Raw genomic sequence first — 271 nt, 5'->3', positions numbered from 1 at the left:
TCATCGCGGTGTCTTGATTGGTGAAGCTACGGCAGAAGAATTAAAGAAACAAATCGGCTCGGCCTCTGGTTTTGAAACCGAAACAGCCATGCGCATTAAAGGCCGCGACCTGGCCGAAGGTACGCCTAAATCCTTGGCGGTTACTTCAAATGAGATCCGTGAAGCATTGAGTGAAACGGTAAATCAAATCATCCGTGCCGTTCGTCTGGCTTTGGAACAGGCTCCGCCCGAACTGGCCGGCGACATCGCCGACCGCGGTATTATGCTGACA

General features: G+C 52.4%; 1 protein-coding gene. It reads left to right on the top strand.

Annotated features, from left to right (window positions below; all coding sequences use genetic code 11):
• The coding region (locus ACI43T_RS12075) for a rod shape-determining protein (protein ID WP_405387359.1) at window positions 1-271 on the top strand (271 nt) is incomplete at both ends.

This window comes from Neisseria oralis (assembly GCF_045062685.1).
GTDB lineage: Bacteria > Pseudomonadota > Gammaproteobacteria > Burkholderiales > Neisseriaceae > Neisseria > Neisseria oralis.
This window is presented reverse-complemented; position numbering and strand designations above follow the sequence as displayed.